1 pseudogene is annotated in these 218 nt (G+C 67.4%); it reads left to right on the top strand.

Features of this window, described 5'->3' with window-relative positions:
• Nucleotides 1-2: 2 nt before the first annotated feature.
• Nucleotides 3-218 (top strand): annotated as a pseudogene (locus tag IF22_RS0132680) (hypothetical protein); the annotation flags it as partial.

Here is a 218-nt window from a genome sequence, read left to right as displayed (position 1 = left end):
CCATGAACACGATCTTCCGTAAGAGCATGCTGTCCGTTGCTGGTCTCGCGTTCGCCGGTGGTGTCTTCGCCGGCCCGATCGCCGCCCACGCCAACCCGGTAGTGGACGCCAAGCCCGCAGCGGTGGCGGTGCAGGCGCCGAAGCCGCAGGGCGACCAGTCGCACATCACCCTCAACGACGAGCAGACGGCCAACGTCAAGGCGATCATCGCGGCCACG

Source organism: Micromonospora parva (genome assembly GCF_000718515.1).
Lineage (GTDB): Bacteria > Actinomycetota > Actinomycetes > Mycobacteriales > Micromonosporaceae > Micromonospora > Micromonospora parva.
Note: the sequence above shows the minus strand (reverse complement) of the source record. Positions and strands in the feature narration are given on the sequence as shown.